Source organism: Salipaludibacillus agaradhaerens (genome assembly GCF_002019735.1).
Classification (GTDB): Bacteria; Bacillota; Bacilli; order Bacillales; family Salisediminibacteriaceae; genus Salipaludibacillus; species Salipaludibacillus agaradhaerens.
This window is the reverse complement of the sequence record NZ_KV917378.1, coordinates 1,017,505-1,034,556: the sequence shown is the minus strand read 5'-3', so window position 1 is coordinate 1,034,556 and position 17,052 is coordinate 1,017,505. Positions and strand designations below refer to the sequence as shown.

Below are 17,052 nucleotides of genomic sequence, written 5' to 3'. Positions count from 1 at the left end.
ATAAGATTAGGAAAATTGTGAGGCTAAACTATCGAAGAGAGGTGTGGAACATGCCGCAATCACTTTATGTTCATGTTCCTTTTTGCGAACAAATCTGTCATTATTGTGACTTCAATAAATTCTTTTTAAAAAATCAACCCATTGAAGAATACCTTGAGCTGTGTGAGCGTGAAATTTTGCAAACAGTTGAAGCTTTTCCTCCTGAGAAGGAATTGTCCACCATCTATATTGGTGGTGGCACCCCTACGGCTCTTACGACTACTCAATTAAGCTATTTACTTACGGCAATTAAAAGACACTTTTCTATTAGTGAAAAGGTTGAATGGACAGTGGAAGTCAATCCAGGAAGTGCCGATGAAGAAAAGTTGTCAATGATGTATGAGTTAGGTGTAAATAGACTAAGTATTGGTGCTCAAACATTCGATCCTCATCTATTAAAAGCGATCAATCGGGATCACGAACCGTCGGAGGTAGCTAAAACTGTAGCATTAAGTAAGAAGGTTGGCATTACCAATTTATCGATTGATATGATGTTTGGATTACCCGGTCAATCGTTCGATCAATGGCAGGAATCGTTAGAAGAGGTATGCCAGCTGCCTATTACACATATTAGTGCATATTCATTAAAGATTGAAGAAAAAACAGTGTTTTATCAGTTAATGAGAAAGGGTAAATTGTCTTTGCCTGGCGAAGAAATACAAGCAAACATGTACGAGTATATGCTGGACATGCTTGATCGAAATGGATTCAATCATTATGAGATAAGTAATTTTGCTAAGTCATCTTATTACAGTAACCATAACCTGACTTATTGGAATAATCACGAATACTATGGGGTTGGAGCAGGTGCCCATAGCTATTTGAAAGGGGTAAGACGAGCTAATCATGGCCCATTGCCGAAATATATGAAGGCGATTAAAGAAAAGAAATTACCCTACTTTGAAGAAAATCATGTGTCTCTGAAAGAACAAATGGAAGAACAAATGTTCATGGGCCTTCGTAAATTAACCGGTGTTTCATTTGATACTTTTAAGGAGCGCTTTGGAAAAGATCTCTATGAGGTTTTTCCAGAAGCAGTGACAGACTTAATTAACAGGGGATTACTCATGGATACAAAAACACATTTAAAACTGTCAAAAGACGGTCTTCTTCTTGGAAATGAAGTGTTTGAGCAATTTTTACTGACTGATTAAGAGTTAATAGCGTTAAAACGCACAAACTTTAGTGAATTGAATAATTTTTTTCATAAGATGAATAATGTCCGTTGACAACTGGAATCCTTCTTTGGTAACTTATAATATAGATTTAGCACTCGCACTTGGAGAGTGCTAACAGGGGGGATTTACTATGTTGACAGAACGTCAGTTAATGATCCTTAAAGCGATTGTAAATGATTATATTACAAATGCTGAACCTGTGGGATCGAGAAGTGTATCAAAACGGGATGACATAAACTATAGTCCTGCCACAATTAGAAATGAAATGTCAGACTTAGAAGACTTAGGTTTTTTAGAGAAGCCACACAGTTCAGCGGGGAGAATTCCTTCACAAAAAGGTTATCGATATTATGTGGATCATTTATTATCGCCCTCCAAGCTTAAGAAAAGTGATGTCACAAATATTCAAGGTATGTTGGCAAATAAATTTAGCGAGTTTGAACAAGTTGTGGATCAAGCTGCGAAGGTATTGTCTAATTTGACGAGTTACACATCCATTGTCCTCGGTCCAGAAGTGTTTGAATCGACACTAAAGCAAATTCAGCTTATTCCTATCTCTGACAATCAAGCAGTAGCCATTATCGTAACGGATACTGGTCATGTGGAAAATCAGACTGTCCATTTCCCAGGAAAGCTCGAAGGAAATGAGCTAGAGAAAGTGGTTAACATATTAAATAAACGACTTCGTGGGGTTCCTTTAGTAGAATTGAAAAGAAAGCTTAACAATGAAATAGCCAGCTTGCTCAAACAATATGTTAAGCAATATGAAGAAATGGTCGCTATGTTACACGATGTGTTTAAAAATCATCAAAATGAGAAAGTCTTCTACGGAGGGAAAACAAACATTTTAGCTCAGCCTGAATTTCATGATGTTGAGCGAGTGAGAGATATTCTTAATATCTTTGAAGAGGATGCCCTTGTTTCCAAGTTGTTCCGATCAGAAGCCCATGGCCTTACCATCAAAATTGGTGAGGAAAATCGATTTGCTCCGTTTGCTGACTGTACGATTATCACAGCTACGTATTCGCTTGATGGGAAGTATATGGGGACTGTTGGGTTGCTAGGTCCGACGCGAATGGAATACTCGCGAGTGGTTAGCATTATGGACTATTTATCTAAAGACATGACGAAATTATTAACAGCTTGGTATAAAGACAAAGGATAACTGCCTATTTCATCTCCTGCTTGTAAAATGAGCAGGAGGTCATGATGGTAATTTTATAAGGAGGTGAAAGACATGGAAAACGATGCAAAAAGAAACCATGAAGACATTCTGTCAGAAGAGAATACAGACTCATCAGAACAACCGTCCTCACATGAAAAGGACATGGCATTTACTGAATCAGACAACATTGATGAAGATATACAGTCAGATGAGGAAGAGAAAAGTGAAAATGACGAGTCTGATGATATGCAAGAGTTAGAACGAAAGCTTGCAGATGCCACAAATCGTATGCTGCGAATTCAAGCTGATTATGATAATTTCAGACGCCGAACTAAGCAAGAAAAGGAATCGGCAGCTAAATATAGATCTCAAAGTTTGGCCGAAAAGTTGTTGCCAGCGCTAGATAATTTCGAGCGAGGTATGATGATTACGCCACAAGAAGAAGAAACGAAAAGCTTGTTACAAGGTATGGAAATGGTCTATCGCCAGCTAAAAGACGCATTGGCTGAAGAAGGTATTGAGCCGATTGAAACAGTGGGGAAGCCATTTGACCCTCATTACCATCAGGCTGTCATGCAAGTTGAAACTGATGAATTTGAATCAAATGTCGTGGTTGAAGAAATGCAAAAAGGATACCAACTAAAAGATAAAGTGATTAGACCGGCAATGGTTAAAGTTAACGCCTAACTACATATGTAAAGAATAGGAGGAGTTAAATATGAGTAAAGTAATTGGAATTGATTTAGGAACAACGAACTCTTGTGTAGCTGTCATGGAAGGTGGCGAGCCTACCGTTATTGCTAATGCTGAAGGTGCAAGAACAACGCCTTCTGTTGTCTCATTTAAAGATGGAGAGCGACAAGTAGGGGAAGTAGCAAAACGTCAAATGATTACTAACCCTAATACGATCACGTCAATTAAACGTCATATGGGAACAGATTATAAGGTGGAAGCTGAGGGGAAAAACTATACACCTCAAGAAATTTCGGCAATTATTTTACAAAAATTAAAAGCTGATGCAGAAGCTTATTTAGGTGAAACAGTAACAAAAGCTGTTATTACGGTTCCAGCTTATTTCAACGATTCTCAAAGACAAGCAACTAAAGATGCTGGGAAAATTGCAGGTTTAGAAGTTGAACGAATCGTTAACGAACCAACTGCTGCTGCTTTAGCTTATGGTTTAGATAAAGAAGAAGATCAAACGATTCTCGTATATGACTTAGGTGGCGGTACATTTGACGTCTCGATCCTAGAACTAGGGGATGGATTCTTTGAAGTAAAAGCAACATCAGGTGATAATAAACTTGGTGGGGATGACTTTGACCAAGTTATCATTGATTACCTTGTTGAAGAATTTAAAAAGGATAATGGCATTGACTTATCTCAAGATAAAATGGCGTTACAACGTTTAAAAGATGCTGCTGAAAAAGCTAAAAAAGATTTATCTGGTGTAGCTCAAACACAAATTAGTTTGCCATTTATTACAGCGGATCAATCAGGACCAAAACACCTTGAACTTTCTTTATCACGTGCAAAATTTGAAGACTTGTCTTCTCACCTTGTTGAAAAAACAATGGAGCCAACACGCCGTGCATTGAAAGATGCAGGTCTATCAGCTGGAGAAGTTGATAAAGTTGTCCTTGTGGGTGGTTCTACTCGTATTCCAGCGGTTCAGGAAGCTATTAAAAAAGTGGCTGGAAAAGACCCTCATAAAGGGGTTAACCCTGATGAAGTTGTAGCACTTGGGGCAGCTGTTCAAGCTGGTGTCTTAACGGGTGATGTGAAAGACGTTGTTTTACTTGACGTAACACCACTTTCATTAGGAATTGAAACAATGGGTGCTGTCATGACGAAGCTAATTGAACGGAATACGACGATTCCTACAAGTAAGTCCCAAGTCTTCTCAACGGCGGCAGATAATCAGCCATCTGTGGATATTCACGTTCTTCAAGGTGAGCGTGAAATGGCCGCTGATAACAAAACATTAGGACGATTCCAACTAACAGACATTCCACCAGCACCTCGAGGTGTTCCACAAATCGAAGTATCGTTTGATATTGATGCTAACGGAATCGTGAATGTTCGTGCGAAAGATTTAGGTACAAATAAAGAACAATCCATTACAATTACATCGTCATCTGGTTTATCTGACGAAGAAGTTGAACAGATGGTAAAAGATGCGGAAGCGAATGCAGAAGAAGATAAAAAGCGCCGTGAAGAAATAGATCTTCGTAATGAAGCTGACCAACTCGTCTTTACTACTGAAAAAACGTTAAAAGATCTTGGCGAAGAGAACGTTGATGCGGCAGATAAAGAAAAAGCTGAAGAAGCAAAAGAAAAAGTGAAAAAAGCGCTTGAAGGGGAAGACATTGAAGCGATTCGCTCTGCTAAAGACGAGCTTCAAGAAGTAGTCACACAACTCACTACTAAGCTTTACGAACAAGCAGCACAACAAGCACAACAGGCGCAAGGTGACCAAAGTGAAGGTCAAGAAGGGAAATCCGAGGATGACGTTGTGGATGCAGAATTCGAAGAAGTAAATGATGAAGACAAGAAGCAATAAATGAATGAAATAACCATTTAAGCTTAAAAATTGTAGCGAATTAGTGAAAAGTCAAAGTCAGGCACTCCTTGACTTTGACTTTTTTCACGACAACGTGAGGTGGCAGCACAAGTTGAACCTTGCCTGTTTTAACGGTGAATGTTAAGATATTCGTTATGGATTAAAATCGGGAGTGAGACGGATGAGCAAGCGTGATTATTACGAAGTTTTAGGTGTAGACAAAGGGGCTTCTGAAGCTGAAATTAAGAAAGCCTACCGAAAGCTAGCTCGACAATACCACCCGGACGTCAATAAAGAGGCGGATGCGGAGGATAAATTTAAAGAAGTAAAGGATGCTTATGATACGTTAAGCGATTCACAAAAACGTGCGCATTATGACCAGTTCGGTCATACTGATCCGAATCAAGGTTTTGGTGGAGGAGCCGGTGGCGACTTTGGTGGTTTCAGTGATATCTTTGATATGTTCTTTGGTGGGGGTGGCGGTAGACGAGACCCTAATGCACCAAGACAAGGTGCCGATATGCAATATACAATGACCTTAGATTTTAAAGAGGCTGTGTTTGGAAAAGAAACAGATATTGAGATACCGCGGGAAGAAGAATGTGACACATGTCTTGGTTCCGGGGCTAAGCCAGGAACAAAACCAGAGACGTGTCAACATTGCGGTGGCAGTGGTCAATTAAATGTGGAACAAAATACGCCATTTGGACGTGTCGTTAACCGCCGAGTGTGTCATCATTGCGAAGGTACAGGAAAATTTATTAAAAACAAATGTCGCACGTGTGGCGGCCAAGGAAAAGTAAAAAAACGTAAAAAAATACATGTAAAAATTCCTGCGGGTGTGGATAGTGGCCAACAGATCCGCGTTTCAGGGCAAGGTGAACCTGGAGCAAACGGGGGGCCTCCAGGGGATCTATTTGTTGTTTTCAATGTGAAGAGTCATGAGTTTTTTAAACGAGATGGTGATGATATTTTCTGCGAAATGCCGATGACCTTCGTACAAGCGGCTTTAGGTGATGAGATTGAAGTTCCGACTTTAAATGGGAAAGTCAAACTAAAAGTTCCAGCAGGTACACAAACAGGCACTCATTTCAGACTCCGGGGCAAAGGAGTTCCGAACGTTCATGGAAGAGGTCAAGGTGATCAACATATTCAAATGAAAGTCATTACACCTAAAAAGCTTACAGAACGACAAAAAGAGCTTCTTCGAGAGTTTTCAGAAATAAGTGGCAATGAAATGCCTGATGAACAAAGTGAGAATTTCTTCGATAAAGTAAAAAGGGCCTTTAAGAATTTTGGATAAAAGGATAGTAGAGGGAGTGGGAAACAAATGAAGTGGTCTGAAATATGCATTCACACTACTCAAGAGGCAGTGGAACCAGTCAGTAACATCTTGCATGAAGCTGGTGCAAGTGGCGTTGTTATTGAAGACCCGGACGATCTTTTCAAAGAACGGGAATCTGTTTTTGGGGAAGTGTATGAATTATCCTCAGATGACTACCCTGAAGAGGGGGTTATGTTAAAAGCCTATCTCCCTGTCAATAGTTTCTTAGGTGAAGCTGTTGAGGAAATTAAAGAAGCCATTAACCAACTCCTTCTCTATGATATCGATCTCGGTCATAATAAGGTGACATTAAGTGAGGTTAATGAAGAAGAATGGTCCACCGCATGGAAAAAATATTATAAACCGGTTAAAGTCTCGGACCATATCACAATAACCCCTACATGGGAAGACTATCAACCTGTCGGTGACGAGGAGGTCGTGATTGAACTAGACCCAGGTATGGCATTTGGGACGGGGACACATCCAACGACCGTACTCTGTATCCAGGCATTGGAGCGTCATCTGTATGATGGCGCTTCAGTGGTGGATGTAGGTACAGGAACTGGTGTTTTAAGTATTGCAGCAGCTAAGTTAGGCGCTGCTAAGGTTCATGCGTTAGATTTAGATGAAGTGGCTGTGAAATCCGCCAAATTAAATGTGAAGCTTAATAAAGTTCAAGAGATGGTAGATGTGACTCAAGACAATTTATTAGATAACCAAGCTTTGCAAACGCCCGATTTAATTGTAGCCAATATTCTTGCAGAAGTGATTGTTAACATGACCGATGAGGCGTTTCAATCATTGAAAACGGGTGGAATACTCATTACATCAGGGATCATACAAACAAAACGTGATATGGTAAAAAACGCCTTAAAATCTGCTGGTTTTGTCATTAAAGAAATTACTGAAATGGAAGATTGGCTTGCGTTTGTAGCCAAGAAGCCGGAGTAGTAGTATGCAGCGATATTTTTTAAATAAAGTGCAATTTCATGATAAGCAAGTTTTAATTGACGGTGAAACAGCACGACATATTAGCAAGGTTATGAGAATGGCGCCTGGTGATAATATAATATGTTGTGACGGAGAAGGGGCTTGCCACTATTGCACGTTAGAAAAAGTGTCAGCAGATGATGTGAGGGCAACGATAACAAAAGAGCTCTCGGATAATACAGAATTGCCTGTAAAGGTGACGATTGCTCACGGTTTGCCTAAGGGGGATAAGCTGGAGCTTGTTATTCAAAAAGCGACAGAGCTTGGAGCGTCCGGATTTATCCCTTTTCAAGCGGAAAGATCTGTTGTGAAATTGGATAAAAAGAAAGAATTAAAAAAAATTGAACGATGGCGCAGAATAGCGAAAGAGGCAAGTGAACAATCACACCGCCAACTGATGCCACGTATAGAGGCTGTCCACTCAATATCAGCGCTTATCGATCAATTTTCATCGTATTCAAGTGTTATTCTAGCTTATGAAGAAGACGCGAAACAACATAAAAATAAGGCCTTTCATCAATCACTTTCTTTATTAAAGCCAGAAGACAATCTTCTTTTCATAGTGGGGCCTGAAGGTGGCTTTACAGATAAAGAAGTGACAATGATGCAAAATGCTGGTGCTATAAGTTGTTCTTTAGGGCCTAGAATCTTACGTTCGGAAACGGCACCATTATATGGTTTGTCAGCCATATCATTTTATTTTGAATTATCGGGGTGAATACAATGCCAACTGTCGCTTTTCATACGTTGGGCTGTAAAGTGAATCATTACGAAACAGAAGCTATTTGGCAACTGTTTCAAAGTGCAGGCTATAATAAAACAGATTACGAAAATAAGTCGGACGTTTATGTGATCAATACGTGTACAGTCACAAATACAGGTGATAAAAAAAGTCGCCAAGTTATTCGACGTGCGATCAGAAAGAATCCCGATGCGGTTGTATGTGTTACAGGTTGTTATGCTCAAACATCTCCAGCTGAGGTCATGGCCATTCCAGGAGTGGATATTGTCGTAGGGACACAAGATCGTCATAAGCTTATCAGTTATATTGAAGAATTCAGGGAGAGCCGTGAACCTATTAATGGTGTAGGGAATATTATGAAAGCCCGTGAGTATGAAGAACTTGATGTGCCTTCATTTACCGACCGGACAAGGGCATCACTAAAAATACAGGAAGGGTGCAATAACTTCTGTACGTTCTGTATTATTCCGTGGGCAAGAGGCCTATTACGCTCACGGAAACCAGAGGATGTTTTACAACAAGCTAAGCAGCTCGTGGAAGCTGGCTATAAAGAAATTGTGCTTACTGGTATCCATACAGGTGGTTACGGAGAAGATATGAAGGATTGCAGTCTCGCAGACTTATTAACGGAGCTTGAAAAAGTTCCTGGGCTTAAAAGGATTAGAATTTCATCGATTGAGGCAAGCCAAATAACTGATGAAGTGATAGCTGTCATTGATCAATCTGAGAAAATCGTCCGTCATTTACATGTCCCTCTTCAGGCTGGTGCTGATTCTGTTCTAAAACGGATGCGAAGAAAGTACTCAACTGGCTTCTATAAAGAGAGGGTTAATCGTCTTAAAAAAGCTTTACCCGGCTTGGCTGTGACATCCGATGTCATCGTGGGCTTCCCTGGTGAAACGGAAGAGGAATTTAAGGAAACTTATGATTTTATAAGGGAAATTGGCTTTTCTGAACTTCACGTTTTCCCATATTCAAAACGAACAGGGACACCAGCAGCACGTATGGACAATCAAGTTGATGATGAAATTAAAAACAAACGAGTTCACCAGTTGATTGAATTATCTAATCAACAGGCTAAAGAGTATGCGTCTATGTATGAAGGAGACATACTAGAAATGATCCCAGAGGAACCTGATAAAGATAAGTCAGATTTACTTATTGGGTATACTGATAATTATATGAAAGTAAAAGTCCCGCTTGATCAGCGTCTAATAGGAGAGATTGTGAAAGTTAAAATTGAACAGGCTGGTTATCCATACAATATAGGTTCCTTTGTCGAAGTTGTAAAAGAAGAGGAACGAGAAGTTGTCATGGAAAAATAGTTTTAGGCTGAACCTTAGATTATACAGAAGGTTCAGCTTTTTTTATAAAAACAGAGATTTTCCCTTTGTAAATAATGTCTTATGACAAATCGAAGTTAATGTTAATGCTTACTTGTGCACCCATTTGAGAAGTCGAGCGATTTGTTCAGAGAAAGGTAAAAATAGAAGTGAACTCACGACATTGAAAAGAAAAGCCGCATGAGCCAACTGACGTTCTGGTGACAAGCTTAACAAAGAAATAAAAGTAGAAAAACTTTCTAAAAACGGTAGGCACAGAATAACCCCAATTATGTTTACCCAAATATGAGCATAAGCAGTCAGTTTCGCTTCTTTTGACGCCCCTAAACTGGCAAACCATGCTGTAATACATGTTCCAATGTTTGCACCAAGCATAATAGCAACAGCAGACGGTAATTCTAACAGCTGCTCATTCATAAAGCTCATGGCTATAGCAGTGACAGCTGAACTTGATTGGACGATGCTACTCATTAGTAACCCTGTAACTACACCTAGCTGAACACGTTGGCTTGTCTCCAAAAACCAATAATGTATAGCCGGAATGGATGTAAGAGGATAGGCTAGTGTTTCAAAGCCATGCATGGAAATAAACATCATGGCTATGCCGAATAAGACGCACCCAATCGAAAAAAACTTCTCACGTTTCGAAAATAAAAATAGACTACCGGTTAGTAACAGAGGTACTGAAATAGAAGACAAATCATAGGCAAGAATTTCTAACGTGGCGACAGTTCCGATATTTGCACCAAGCATAATCCCGATAGAATAATGGAACGGAATAGCTCTAACTGCTACTAATCCCACTGTTATAACCATGACAGCGGAGCTACTTTGTGTGATTGTTGCAGCTAGTACCCCTGTCAAAAGACCTTTCCAAGGCTTATCAGCAAAACGGTGTAAAATAGCAGGTAATTTTTTTTGAAAACCTAACATTAAACCGTGCCTCATAACGATCATACCAAATAAAAAGAGTGCAAGATAAATTGTAAAAAATGTGACTGATTCATTCATCACTACCTTCCCCCTCATCAACACTATATGGACAAGGCAAGATAAGGATGACAAAAAACATTTTAAAGTGTCATTTACGTAACTAGGATTTTTTATAGGTATTTTATTAAATCAAAAGTTGACCATAACTTCCCATTCGTATATAATCAACTAAGACATGCTTTTTTATATTTTAAGTTATTATTTTTATGTTAAGCTTAAAGTATGGAAAAAGGCTATCTTTATTAGATATCCTAGTAAGCCTATTTTTTCAGCGCATGTTCGATTGGTTGTTCGGAGGGAGGGATACAGAATGGCAGAAACTCGTGTACGTAAGAATGAATCTATCGACGCTGCTCTTCGCCGCTTTAAAAAAACGATGTCTAAAGAAGGTACAATGGCAGAAGTTCGTAAGCGGAAGCATTATGAAAAACCGAGCATTAAGCGTAAGAAAAAGTCTGAAGCAGCTCGTAAGCGTAAGTTTTAAGTGAGAGGGTGTTAGTTCTTTGAATATTCTTGATAAGTTGAATCAAGATATGAAAGACGCGATGAGGAACAAAGAAAAGCAACGTTTGATGGTTATTCGCTCTGTTAAATCCGCCATTCAAAATGAGGTAATTAACAAAGGCGAAAACTTGTCAGAAGACGAAGTTTTAACTGTTTTGACTCGAGAAATGAAACAACGTAAGGAATCCCTCCACGAATTTGAACAAGCAGCGCGCACTGATTTAGTTGATAAGACTAACGCTGAAATTCAAATATTAACGGAATATATGCCATCACAACTGTCTGACAGTGAACTCCGTCAAATTGTAGAAGACACAGTTTCTGAAACAAGTGCTTCTTCTAAGGCTGACATGGGGAAAGTGATGGGAGCTATCATGCCGAAAGTTAAAGGTCGAGCAGACGGCTCTAAAGTGAAAGAGTATGTGGAACAATCACTCACATAAAATGATACTAAACGTCCTGTCGCTTGACAGGACGTTTTTAAGGTATGTTTTTTTTCTTAAAAAGTATAGTGTGATTGGTTATAAAGTTATCTTCTTTTTAACCACGTTGCAAAAAATTTTAAAGAGTTATTGCTGAAATCTTGGGGTCTATTGCTAAATTTTTAGAATGGGCTGCGGAAGAGACGCGAAAAATCCTATGCATAATTTCTTCATGAGACGGGTAAGGAAACGATAACTACAGTTTTTTAAGGAGGCTACCATGTCTAAGCACTTATACTATGTTACATGGCATACGGGAAGCTATGTTGAACTCCTTCCAGTTAAGGTTGACCAGAGAACCGTCCAATACGAAGTAGAAGCTGATGACGAAGAATTAAAGCATTTGGAGAAGCTAATAACGACCATTAATAATAAAGATGTGATGGAAGAGCATATCTTTGTTAGGCCTTTTGATGAAGATGAAGATGAGAAGGATAAATTAGCTTTAAAAAAAGACGTGAAAGACCTTTTCCAAGTTATTTATAAACTAGGTACTGAAAAAACAAAAAGATATTTAGATGAGTTATGATTTAAAAACAGGCTGCTCATGAGGTAGTCTGTTTTTACTAAGGAATTTTTGACTGGGATGCTGTTAGGTTTCAAAATGTGATTAAAAACATAAAATACAATGAGGGAAACAACTTCTGCCCAAGTATGACAACAAGTTTTCAGTAATAGTTTATTAAGTTAGATAAGGGAGTATTGTACCATAAAAATATATAAATAAAAGGATTCAAAAATTGACCACTCATATTATTTTTATTTTTCCGCTAAAATAGGTAAAATAATTTACATAAGAAGTTGAAGTATGAAACTTTTATAACGTATGATTCGTAACTATAAGAATTGACTGTTATGGAAGGAAGGGGGGATTTAAATAATTATGAAAGTGTTTAAGCTATTATTTTATTCGTCGTTATTTTTATTAGCTATTGTATTAATGGTTGCCCCACCGAAAGCTGAGAGTGGAGGACAGGGCGATTTAGTATATGTTATTCCAGTTGAAAAAGAAGTTGAACGGGGATTAGAAGCTTTTTTAAATCGTTCTATTCAAACAGCTGAAGAAGCAGGTGCCGACCACATCGTATTTGAGGTCCACACACCAGGGGGGTTCGTTGATGCAGCTGGTAATATTGCGTCTTTAGTTAGAAACACCGAAGTACCAACAACTGCTTTTATTGTTGGTGATGCTCTATCAGCAGGTGCTTATATTTCTTTAAACGCCAATGAAATTGTGATGGCACCTGGTACACGAATGGGATCTGCAGCGGTTATTGACGGCTCTGGTAATGCGGCTGAAGATAAAGCCCAGTCAGCATGGCTTGCGAGTATGCGTGAAGCGGCAGAGTTGAACGACCGTGACCCTGTCTATGCCTTGGCAATGGCAGATGAAACAATCGATATAAGTGAATACGGAGCTGGAGAAGGTAATTTACTTACGTTAACACCTAGTCAGGCTATGGAAGTAGGCTATGCAGAAGCGACTGTTGAAAATCGGGAGGAACTTTTGGACTACCTGAACATGGAACAAGCTGAAGTGAGGGAGACAGAAATAACATTTGCTGAGCAAATTGCCCGTTTTGTTACTAATCCGATTATTATCCCAATTCTGTTATCTATTGGTAGCCTTGGGCTTGTCTTGGAGCTGTATTCACCTGGTTTTGGCGTACCTGGAATTATGGGAGCTTCAGCGCTATTTCTCTACTTTTTCGGGCATCTAGTGGCAGGCTTTGCAGGGTGGGAAGCGATCATTCTATTTGGTATCGGAGTTGTTTTAATTGTTCTAGAAGTTTTCTCGCCAAGCTTTGGTATTTTAGGAGTGCTGGGGATTGGCGCTATTTTGGCAAGCCTTGTCATTAGTTCTTTTTCACTAATGAATATCCTTTTATCTGTCGTAATTGCCGTTATCGTGACAATAATTGCTTCGATTATTTTCTTTAAATATGCGAGCTACAAGGGGCCGTTTAGACGGGTGATTTTAACTGACCAGACAAATACGGAGCAAGGATACGTGTCAAATAAAAATCGTCATGACATTATTGGTGAAATTGGAGAGGCATTAACGATCCTACGCCCGTCAGGAACTGCGTTATTAAATGACGAACGACTTGACGTTGTCTCTGAGGGAGGATATATTGAACAAGGAAGAAAAGTTAAGGTGATATCTGCAACTGGCTCCCGAATCGTCGTACGGGAAGTAGCTGGTGAGGATCTAAAGAGAACAAAGACTGAGGAGGAAGACAAATGATTACACAAGAAATTGGAATTTGGATAGGGCTAGCCCTTATCGTCGTAGTATTTGCAGTTTTATTTACATTTGTACCAGTAGCCCTCTGGATATCAGCGTGGGCCGCAGGAGTAAAAGTTGGTATTTTCCAACTCGTAGGGATGAGACTTCGTCGAGTTATTCCACACAGAGTTGTAAATCCACTTATTAAAGCGGTAAAAGCAGGTCTTGATATTAGCACAAATAAACTTGAAGGTCATTACCTTGCAGGAGGAAACGTTGACCGTGTTGTTAATGCATTGATTGCCGCACAACGAGCCAATATTGATTTAAGCTTTGAAAGATGTGCCGCTATCGATTTAGCTGGGCGTGACGTTCTTGAAGCTGTACAGATGAGCGTTAATCCAAAAGTGATTGAAACACCTTTCATTGCTGGTGTGGCAATGGATGGTATTGAAGTTAAGGCTAAAGCTAGAATTACAGTACGTGCAAACATTGATCGTCTTGTAGGGGGGGCCGGAGAAGATACAGTTATCGCCCGTGTAGGTGAAGGAATTGTATCAACAATCGGTTCGGCTAAAAATCATAAAGAAGTTTTAGAAAACCCTGATATGATTTCCCAAACGGTACTTAAAAAGGGATTAGATGCAGGAACAGCATTTGAAATTTTGTCCATCGATATTGCGGATATTGACATCGGCAAAAACATTGGGGCAGGCCTTCAAACAGACCAAGCTGAAGCAGATAAGAAAATTGCTCAAGCGAAAGCGGAAGAGCGTCGTGCAATGGCAGTAGCACAAGAACAAGAGATGAAGGCTCGTGTTGAAGAAATGCGTGCAAAAGTTGTAGAAGCTGAAGCTGAAGTGCCAATGGCAATGTCTGAAGCCCTGCGTTCAGGGAATCTTGGTGTCATGGATTATATGAACTTTAATAATGTAAAAGCAGATACAGATATGAGAGACTCCATTGGTAAAGCAACGAGTGATGGGGAAGATGAAGAGGGAACAACGCCACCAGGAGCACGTCGCTAAGCGTGACCCTCTTTAAGAAAGGAGTGTGCTTAAATGGAAGGCTTATTTAATCTCCTTCTTGAAACACCGATCCTTACCTTCATCATTATTGCTGCAATAATGAGTTTCCTGCGTGGGAATAAACAAGAAGAAAAACAAACGAAACGGCAAAGACCACAGGGACATCAACAACAAAGAAGGACCCCTTCCCAGTCAGAAGAAGAGCAGGAAGTGGACTGGCGTGATATTTTCCGGCAAGAAGAACGACCGACTGAACCACAGCCTACAGAAAGCCGGTCTAATAGGACAAACAGTGAGAATAAACGATCTACGGAACCAACAGTTTCTTCTTTACCTCAGGAGGCTGAGAATGAACTGAGTAAAACGAATAGAGAGCTTCATGAACGTTACGAAAGGATTAAAAAGCGACAAGAGCAAGCTGCGAAGCAAGTTGGAGAAATCGGTGATTCGCCAATTATGCAGGGGGATTTAACCCGCTCAGCAGCAAAACCTAAAGTTCAGCTTAATTTTAGTCACATTTCGCGTGAAGAAGCGATTAAAGGCATTGTTTGGTCTGAAATACTTGGGAAACCAAAAGCACGTCGTAGGTAAGAAATGATTGGACCATTATTTAGAAGTAATGAATGAAGTAGTGTTAATTTAAAGCACGCCCAATTTTAGCATAGGCTAAATTGGGCGTGCTTTTCTTATGGGTAAAAAACTTGTTTATCACAGGCAGCCGTCCATAAACTCCCGTCTCAAAATAAAGTAGAGCTAAATCTATATGGACGGAGATAATGGACGCTAAAGTCCTAATTAACTCAACTCTCAAATAGCGGGAGAAGAACGAAAACCTCTGATTGAAGGTTCGTTTTATTCATGAGCTAACGTTTTTTTATTTATAAGCTTTTTAAGTACCATTTTAGGTGATAGGCTTCAGCTAACTTTCATACATATGAATGAAAGGGAGGTTCGCCATGAAACGATTCCAGCATTGGTTAAAAAAATGGATGGTTAACTATATGGACCTACCCGCAGATGTGATTATGGATCTACCGCGGTTGACAATGATCGGTCAGCTTCATGTTTATATAGAAAACCATCGCGGGGTTGTACGTTTTACTAATACAGAGCTAAGACTAGCTTTAAAAGAAGGTGAGCTTGTGATTAGTGGCAATCAATTTATAATAAAAACGATATTACCTGAAGAAATACTTCTTGAAGGCATCATTGAGCACGTCTATTATGAAAAACCATAAATGTTTTCGCTATGTTATGTTTAAAATAAGGGGGAAGCCACGTGAGAAACGATTGGTTGCACAAATCAACCGGGTACATGAAAATTCAGGTGACACATGCGTCTCCAGAGACATTTATTAAAGAATGTCAAAGGCAAGGTGTATTAACTTGGGAAGTGACGTTCCAAGAAGAAGAAAGGTTTACAGCTTATGTACTGTTGACCGATCTTTATAAACTGAAAAAAATGGCCAAGCTTTTATCCTGTAAAATAAAATTTGAAGAAAAAAAGGGGTTACCATTTTTATTAAAGAAATTAAGCAATAGAAAAGGGTTAGTAGCAGGTATTTTAGGTTTTATTGCGGTTCTGATCCTTTTATCAAATATGGTTTGGACAATTGAAATTGAAGGAACAGACCCTGCAATGGAACACGAAGTACGTCATGTGTTAGAGCAGATGGGAATAAAAAAGGGAGCCTTTCAATATTTTTTGCCTGCACCAGAAATCATCCAGGATAACATCATGAATGAGTTAGACGGAGTCACGTGGATCGGTGTTACGAAACACGGGTCCTCTTATCATTTTCAAGTAGTGGAGAAAGAAATAGTTGAAGAACGCCCAACTACTGGTACAGGGCATCTCGTTGCATCGCGAAAAGCTGTAATTCATGATCTTTTCGTTGAAAAAGGAAATCCACTCATTAAACCGAACCAAGTGGTTAAAAAAGGTGACATTCTCGTATCTGGTGAATTAGGTAAAGAAGGTAAAACGACTTTTATAGCTGCAGAAGGAGAAGTTATTGGCGAATTTTGGTACAAGGTCCGTGTGAAGGTGCCGTTGAGTCAGACGATCGAAACTGTTACGGGACGAACAGCAAAAAAACATGGCCTTAAAATAGGGAATATGACTGTTCCGGTCTGGGGCTTCTCAGGATTAAACACGGATGAAAAATATAAAGAGCAGATATCAAAAGATTGGGAAATATTTGGTTATAAAACCCCATTTTCACATGTTGTCACACATGAGTATGAATTACAATCAATTGACAGGGAGCGAGCTCAAAAAAAAGCTGTAGCTATTGCAAAAGAAGAAGCCACGAAAAAACTTATGCAAATGTTATCAGAGGATGCCATAATCACTGGAGAAAAAGTTTTGCACGAGACAGTAGACGGTGGTAAAGTAAAAGTATCGCTGCACTATAAGATTCAAGATAATATTGCAGTGAAACAGCCCATAATTCAAGGAGACTGAGACG

The 17,052-nt window shown here is 39.4% G+C and carries 17 protein-coding genes; 16 read left to right on the top strand and 1 reads right to left on the bottom strand.

Annotation, left to right across the window (positions count from 1 at the left end):
* The first annotated feature begins 50 nt into the window (after positions 1–50).
* From hemW to mtaB, 8 genes are all read left to right on the top strand, one after another.
* Positions 51–1,193: a radical SAM family heme chaperone HemW gene (hemW, locus tag BK581_RS04950; RefSeq protein WP_078577123.1), complete on the top strand. Its 1,143-nt coding sequence runs from the start codon at positions 51–53 to the stop codon at positions 1,191–1,193.
* Positions 1,194–1,347: 154 nt separating this feature from the next.
* Positions 1,348–2,382, top strand: a complete 1,035-nt coding sequence (gene hrcA, locus BK581_RS04945) for a heat-inducible transcriptional repressor HrcA (protein WP_078577122.1) — start codon at positions 1,348–1,350, stop codon at positions 2,380–2,382.
* A 72-nt stretch (positions 2,383–2,454) separates the two neighbouring features.
* Positions 2,455–3,069, top strand: a complete 615-nt coding sequence (gene grpE, locus BK581_RS04940; protein ID WP_078577121.1) for a nucleotide exchange factor GrpE — start codon at positions 2,455–2,457, stop codon at positions 3,067–3,069.
* A gap of 31 nt (positions 3,070–3,100) precedes the next feature.
* On the top strand, positions 3,101–4,945 hold the full coding sequence (gene dnaK, locus BK581_RS04935; RefSeq protein ID WP_078577120.1) for a molecular chaperone DnaK: 1,845 nt from the start codon (positions 3,101–3,103) through the stop codon (positions 4,943–4,945).
* 181 nt (positions 4,946–5,126) lie between these two features.
* Positions 5,127–6,248 (top strand): molecular chaperone DnaJ, encoded by a 1,122-nt coding sequence (gene dnaJ, locus BK581_RS04930; RefSeq protein WP_078577119.1) that lies wholly within the window; start codon positions 5,127–5,129, stop codon positions 6,246–6,248.
* A gap of 27 nt (positions 6,249–6,275) precedes the next feature.
* On the top strand, positions 6,276–7,220 hold the full coding sequence (gene prmA / locus BK581_RS04925; RefSeq protein WP_078577118.1) for a 50S ribosomal protein L11 methyltransferase: 945 nt from the start codon (positions 6,276–6,278) through the stop codon (positions 7,218–7,220).
* Between the two features lie 4 nt (positions 7,221–7,224).
* On the top strand, positions 7,225–7,977 hold the full coding sequence (locus BK581_RS04920) for a 16S rRNA (uracil(1498)-N(3))-methyltransferase (RefSeq protein WP_078577117.1): 753 nt from the start codon (positions 7,225–7,227) through the stop codon (positions 7,975–7,977).
* Positions 7,978–7,982: 5 nt separating this feature from the next.
* Positions 7,983–9,326, top strand: coding sequence for a tRNA (N(6)-L-threonylcarbamoyladenosine(37)-C(2))-methylthiotransferase MtaB (gene mtaB / locus BK581_RS04915; RefSeq protein WP_078577116.1), 1,344 nt, complete (start codon positions 7,983–7,985; stop codon positions 9,324–9,326).
* A gap of 108 nt (positions 9,327–9,434) precedes the next feature.
* Here the strand turns inward: mtaB and BK581_RS04910 are convergent, their stop codons facing one another.
* The gene (locus tag BK581_RS04910) at positions 9,435–10,355 is read right to left on the bottom strand and encodes a Na/Pi symporter (RefSeq protein ID WP_078577115.1); all 921 of its coding nucleotides are present in this window, start codon (positions 10,353–10,355) and stop codon (positions 9,435–9,437) included.
* A gap of 292 nt (positions 10,356–10,647) precedes the next feature.
* Here BK581_RS04910 and rpsU point away from each other — a divergent pair, with 292 nt between their 5' ends.
* From rpsU to yqfD, 8 genes are all read left to right on the top strand, one after another.
* Positions 10,648–10,821 carry a 30S ribosomal protein S21 gene (gene rpsU / locus BK581_RS04905; protein ID WP_078577114.1) on the top strand — a complete coding sequence of 58 codons (174 nt, stop codon included), beginning with the start codon at positions 10,648–10,650 and terminating at the stop codon, positions 10,819–10,821.
* Positions 10,822–10,840: 19 nt separating this feature from the next.
* A complete protein-coding gene (locus tag BK581_RS04900; protein WP_078577113.1) occupies positions 10,841–11,284 on the top strand; it encodes a GatB/YqeY domain-containing protein in 444 nt (147 codons plus the stop codon).
* A 259-nt stretch (positions 11,285–11,543) separates the two neighbouring features.
* Entirely contained in the window at positions 11,544–11,852 is a 309-nt protein-coding gene (locus BK581_RS04895; RefSeq protein WP_078577112.1) for a hypothetical protein, read from the top strand.
* A 354-nt stretch (positions 11,853–12,206) separates the two neighbouring features.
* Complete coding sequence (locus BK581_RS04890) at positions 12,207–13,571, top strand: NfeD family protein (protein ID WP_078577111.1); 1,365 nt, start codon at positions 12,207–12,209, stop codon at positions 13,569–13,571.
* Entirely contained in the window at positions 13,568–14,581 is a 1,014-nt protein-coding gene (floA, locus tag BK581_RS04885; protein ID WP_078577110.1) for a flotillin-like protein FloA, read from the top strand. Before BK581_RS04890 ends, floA begins: the two co-directional genes overlap by 4 nt.
* Positions 14,582–14,614: 33 nt before the next feature.
* Complete coding sequence (locus BK581_RS04880) at positions 14,615–15,172, top strand: hypothetical protein (protein WP_078577109.1); 558 nt, start codon at positions 14,615–14,617, stop codon at positions 15,170–15,172.
* A 365-nt stretch (positions 15,173–15,537) separates the two neighbouring features.
* Complete coding sequence (yqfC, locus tag BK581_RS04875) at positions 15,538–15,819, top strand: sporulation protein YqfC (protein ID WP_078577108.1); 282 nt, start codon at positions 15,538–15,540, stop codon at positions 15,817–15,819.
* A 41-nt stretch (positions 15,820–15,860) separates the two neighbouring features.
* Complete coding sequence (gene yqfD, locus BK581_RS04870; RefSeq protein WP_078577107.1) at positions 15,861–17,048, top strand: sporulation protein YqfD; 1,188 nt, start codon at positions 15,861–15,863, stop codon at positions 17,046–17,048.
* Positions 17,049–17,052: the final 4 nt, after the last annotated feature.

Excerpts from the sequence above, each read along its gene's own strand:
- hemW (WP_078577123.1), top strand. The coding sequence starts at position 51 with ATGCCGCAATCACTTTATGTTCATGTTCCTTTTTGCGAACAAATCTGT.
- hrcA (WP_078577122.1), top strand. The coding sequence starts at position 1,348 with ATGTTGACAGAACGTCAGTTAATGATCCTTAAAGCGATTGTAAATGAT.
- grpE (WP_078577121.1), top strand. The coding sequence starts at position 2,455 with ATGGAAAACGATGCAAAAAGAAACCATGAAGACATTCTGTCAGAAGAG.
- dnaK (WP_078577120.1), top strand. The coding sequence starts at position 3,101 with ATGAGTAAAGTAATTGGAATTGATTTAGGAACAACGAACTCTTGTGTA.
- dnaJ (WP_078577119.1), top strand. The coding sequence starts at position 5,127 with ATGAGCAAGCGTGATTATTACGAAGTTTTAGGTGTAGACAAAGGGGCT.
- prmA (WP_078577118.1), top strand. The coding sequence starts at position 6,276 with ATGAAGTGGTCTGAAATATGCATTCACACTACTCAAGAGGCAGTGGAA.
- BK581_RS04920 (WP_078577117.1), top strand. The coding sequence starts at position 7,225 with ATGCAGCGATATTTTTTAAATAAAGTGCAATTTCATGATAAGCAAGTT.
- mtaB (WP_078577116.1), top strand. The coding sequence starts at position 7,983 with ATGCCAACTGTCGCTTTTCATACGTTGGGCTGTAAAGTGAATCATTAC.
- BK581_RS04910 (WP_078577115.1), bottom strand. The coding sequence starts at position 10,355 with ATGAATGAATCAGTCACATTTTTTACAATTTATCTTGCACTCTTTTTA.
- rpsU (WP_078577114.1), top strand. The coding sequence starts at position 10,648 with ATGGCAGAAACTCGTGTACGTAAGAATGAATCTATCGACGCTGCTCTT.
- BK581_RS04895 (WP_078577112.1), top strand. The coding sequence starts at position 11,544 with ATGTCTAAGCACTTATACTATGTTACATGGCATACGGGAAGCTATGTT.
- BK581_RS04890 (WP_078577111.1), top strand. The coding sequence starts at position 12,207 with ATGAAAGTGTTTAAGCTATTATTTTATTCGTCGTTATTTTTATTAGCT.
- floA (WP_078577110.1), top strand. The coding sequence starts at position 13,568 with ATGATTACACAAGAAATTGGAATTTGGATAGGGCTAGCCCTTATCGTC.
- BK581_RS04880 (WP_078577109.1), top strand. The coding sequence starts at position 14,615 with ATGGAAGGCTTATTTAATCTCCTTCTTGAAACACCGATCCTTACCTTC.
- yqfC (WP_078577108.1), top strand. The coding sequence starts at position 15,538 with ATGAAACGATTCCAGCATTGGTTAAAAAAATGGATGGTTAACTATATG.